Genomic DNA, 3,478 nt, shown 5'->3' with positions numbered 1-3,478 from the left:
CACCAGGGCATCGCGCAGGTCCGAGGCCCGGGGGCGCACGCCCCTGGCGCCCCGGGTCTCGGACCTGCGCGATGCCCTGGTGCGCCTCTACGCCGAGAAGGGCGTGGCGATCGAGCTGGCGGTGCCGGGCGACCTCACGGTGCCCTGCGAGGGGCAGGACCTCGACGAGATGCTGGGCAACCTCGTGGACAACGCCTGCCGCTGGTGCCGCAGCCGGGTGCGGGTGACGGCACTCCCGCAGGCGAGCGGCGTCCGGGTCGCCGTGGAGGATGACGGGGCCGGCCTCGAAGCCGAGGCCGCCGAGGCGGTCATGGCCCGCGGACGGCGCCTCGACGAGGGCGTGCCGGGCCACGGCTTCGGGCTGCCGATCACCCTCGAACTCGCCGAGCTCTACGGCGGCGGGCTCACCCTCGGGCGCTCGGATCTCGGCGGGCTGAAGGCGGAGCTGACCTTGCCGGCGTGAGACCGACCGCAATCTGTTCGTTGCGCCTCTCACCGTTATAACGCGCGGTTGGGACTTGACTGTGGGTTTGGACGTGATCCGTTTGGCCCTGGTGATGTCTGAGAAGGGTGGTTTCCTGCCCGTCCGCTTCCGGACCGCGGATGCGTGGAGCGGACATAGCCGTGGGGGCCACTCACGACCCGTTGCAGAAGTCGGGAACGTCCGCTGCTGGGCAGATTGTCCCGCAAGTAGACGCTGCGTCAGCCGATCGCCGTCAGGTGATGCGATGCCGAACTCTGGAGAGCCCGGCATCGTCGTCGTCAATCGAGCGTGAGGACGATCTTGCCGATCTGCTCGTTGGACTCAAGAAATTGGGTCGCCTCCTGGATCTGGTCGAACGGGAAGGTCCGCGACACCAGCGGATTGAGCTTGCCGCTTTCCAGTCCCTCGATGATGAAGGCCTTCGCACGGGCAAGCGCCTGATCATCGCTGACGATCTCGGTGTAGAGGTATCCCTTCAGGGTCAGGCTCTTGCCGAGCACGGCAAACTGCGGGAATGGCCCTTCGTCCGGGCTGAGGGCGCCATACTCCAGGAGGATGCCGCCCACGGCCATGACTTCGGCAAATTGCGCGATAGCAGGACCACCGATCGGATCGAACACCACGCGGGCTCCCTTACCGCTGGTGATCTCCTTCACGCGCGCCGCCAAGTCGCCCTCGTCCGTGGCGATCACATGATGTGCGCCGGCATCGAGCAGCGCCTGCGCCTTGGTGTTCGTGCGGGTGGTCGCTATCACCGTCGCCCCGACGCTGCGGGCGATCTGGAACGCCGCGATGCCGACGCTGCTCGACGCAGCCGACACGATGACGAAATCGCCAGCGGTGAGTTTCGCCTGATCGATCAGAGCACCCCAGGCGGTGACATACTGCATCCAAGATGCGGCTGCCTTCTCGAACGAAAGGGCGGCCGGATGCTTCACGACGTAGCGGGCAGGAATGTTGATGACCTCGCCGTAGGTGGGCCAACGCGACATGTCGAGCGTCGGGATGACACTGACGGCGTCGCCTTCGGCGAAAGCGGACACGTCGCGGCCCGTCGCTTTGACCGTTCCTGCGGCTTCGTAGCCGAGCTGCGAGGGGAAGTTCGCTTCCTGCAAGTAAGCGCCCTTGCGGAACATCACCTCCGCCCGATTGAGGCCGATGGCTCGAACCGCAATCTGCACGTCATCGGCGGCAGGCCCGGGAACCTCGATGTCCTCGATGCGCAGCACGTCTGCGGAGCCGTATTCATGAAAGCGTACAACGCGGGTCATAGGTCATTTCCTTCTCTTGAGTGCGCTGGTCAGATGTCAGAGGCAGATCGCACGCGCGACGCGAACGCCGAACTCGGCATCCGGATTGGTCTTGCTGTCGCCGACGCGCTCCTGGACCACCGCGACCACGAGGTCGCGCCGCCTGGGTAGGCGGGCCCTGTCGGCTGCCGCGAGTGCGCCCGGCATCTCCTCCCGCGTCAGATCCGTGCAGTAGCCCGGCGCACCGGGTTGTTGGCGCCACGACTCCGCCAGGGACCCCGCGTCGAAGGCGTCAAAGCCGGTCTCCTCCACGAGACGCATGCCCACACGACGATCATCCTCGCGGTCGGCCGCGACGGGGATGGCGATGCGTTCCGGCGTACCGGATGGTGAGCCCTTCTCGGCCAGCGAGCCCGAACCGATGGCGTTCCAGGCCTTGACGATGGGCCGGCCCAGTTGCTCGGAGACCCACAGGCTCTCGACCTGGCCGGCCTCGATGGCGTCGATGGTCCCATCGCGCATCGGGTAATAGTTCGAGGTGTCGATGACGACGTTCATCTCGGGTATCGCCCGGATCAAAGGGGCGATCTTCTGAATGCCGGTCGGCGGGATGGAGAGGATGACGACGTCGACATTCGAGACCGCATCCTGTGCCGTGACGGCGCGGGCGCCCGACGACAGCACGTCGGTCCCGATGGTCTCAGGGCCGCGTGAGTTGGCCACCTTCACATCGTGTCCGGCCGCACTGAGCTTCGTGGCCAGGGACTTGCCGATGTGTCCGATGCCGACGATGCCGATCTTCATGCCGTGTTCCCTGACCTCGTCAGTTGCGATGCAGCGGGAACTATGGGTAGGTAGAGGTATCAGCAAGAACCTACCAAAAGGTGGGTAGCCCACCTGGAGGTAAGTATGGGTTCGGGGCGCGATTGGTTCTGCGAAGACCCAAAGCAGCAGCTCGTGTGGGCGGCGGCGACCAGCGAAACCCTGCGGGTGCTGGAGGGTAAGTGGAAGATCGTCATCATCGTCCAGCTCTTTGCCGCGAAGGTGCCGCTACGGTTCTCGGAGCTGGAGAAGCGGATCGAGGGCGTGAACCAGAAGATGCTGATCCAGCAGCTCAAGGAGCTGGAGAAGGACGGCATCGTCACCCGGACGGTCTACCCCCAGGTGCCGCCAAAGGTTGAGTATGCGCTCAGCGAGATGGGCGTTGCGCTCGGGCCGTCCATCGAGGCTCTGATCGACTGGGCTCTCGCACGCCGGGAGGTGATGGGCGTCGCGTCCGCAGACGTCGCCGGCTGATGCATTTGGGTCGGAGCCGGAACGTCCGCTTCAGGGCGAAGGGTCAGGGTCCGGTTCCCACCCCAAGCTGAAGTTGCCGGAAGGCTGACGAACGTCCGCTTCGGAGAAGCGATGACGGCGGCCTAAGCGTCTGGGTTGGGTCGAAAGCTGTCACCCTAAGCTCAAGCTTATCGGGCGCAGACCCACAAAATGCCGCATCACGGCCAAACGTGGAGCGCCGCCAGATTGCTTCGCTTCGCATAGCCGGGATGGCCCCGAATCGATCAACCCAGCGCCGCGCGCAGGATCGGCCGGATGCGCGGGTCGATGCAGTGGGCGACGTTGAAGCGCATGTAGCCGTTCCAGTCGTCGGAGAGGCTGAAGGCGGTGCCCGGCGCCAGGACCATGCCCTGCGCCAGCGCCCGGCGCGCCACCTCGGCGCCGTCGCGCCCGTCCGGCAGGCGCATCC

The 3,478-nt window shown here is 65.9% G+C and carries 4 protein-coding genes and 1 pseudogene; 2 read left to right on the top strand and 3 right to left on the bottom strand.

The window, feature by feature from the left end:
• The coding region (locus FV228_RS23795) for an ATP-binding protein (protein WP_246694011.1) at positions 1-463 on the top strand (463 nt) is incomplete at its 5' end.
• Between the two features lie 299 nt (positions 464-762).
• On the opposite strand, the gene FV228_RS23790 is transcribed toward FV228_RS23795, so the two are convergent.
• Together FV228_RS23790 and FV228_RS23785 are read right to left on the bottom strand one after the other, a co-directional pair.
• On the bottom strand, positions 763-1,755 hold the full coding sequence (locus FV228_RS23790; protein WP_147856829.1) for a zinc-dependent alcohol dehydrogenase family protein: 993 nt from the start codon (positions 1,753-1,755) through the stop codon (positions 763-765).
• A 36-nt stretch (positions 1,756-1,791) separates the two neighbouring features.
• On the bottom strand, positions 1,792-2,538 hold the full coding sequence (locus FV228_RS23785) for an NAD(P)-binding domain-containing protein (RefSeq protein WP_147856828.1): 747 nt from the start codon (positions 2,536-2,538) through the stop codon (positions 1,792-1,794).
• A gap of 105 nt (positions 2,539-2,643) precedes the next feature.
• Between FV228_RS23785 and FV228_RS23780 the strand changes: the two genes are divergently transcribed.
• Complete coding sequence (locus FV228_RS23780; protein ID WP_147856827.1) at positions 2,644-3,030, top strand: helix-turn-helix domain-containing protein; 387 nt, start codon at positions 2,644-2,646, stop codon at positions 3,028-3,030.
• Between the two features lie 263 nt (positions 3,031-3,293).
• Here FV228_RS23780 and FV228_RS23775 read toward each other — a convergent pair.
• A pseudogene (locus FV228_RS23775) lies at positions 3,294-3,478 on the bottom strand (PLP-dependent aminotransferase family protein); the annotation flags it as partial.

This window comes from Methylobacterium sp. WL18 (assembly GCF_008040015.1).
Lineage (GTDB): Bacteria > Pseudomonadota > Alphaproteobacteria > Rhizobiales > Beijerinckiaceae > Methylobacterium > Methylobacterium mesophilicum.
This window is presented reverse-complemented; position numbering and strand designations above follow the sequence as displayed.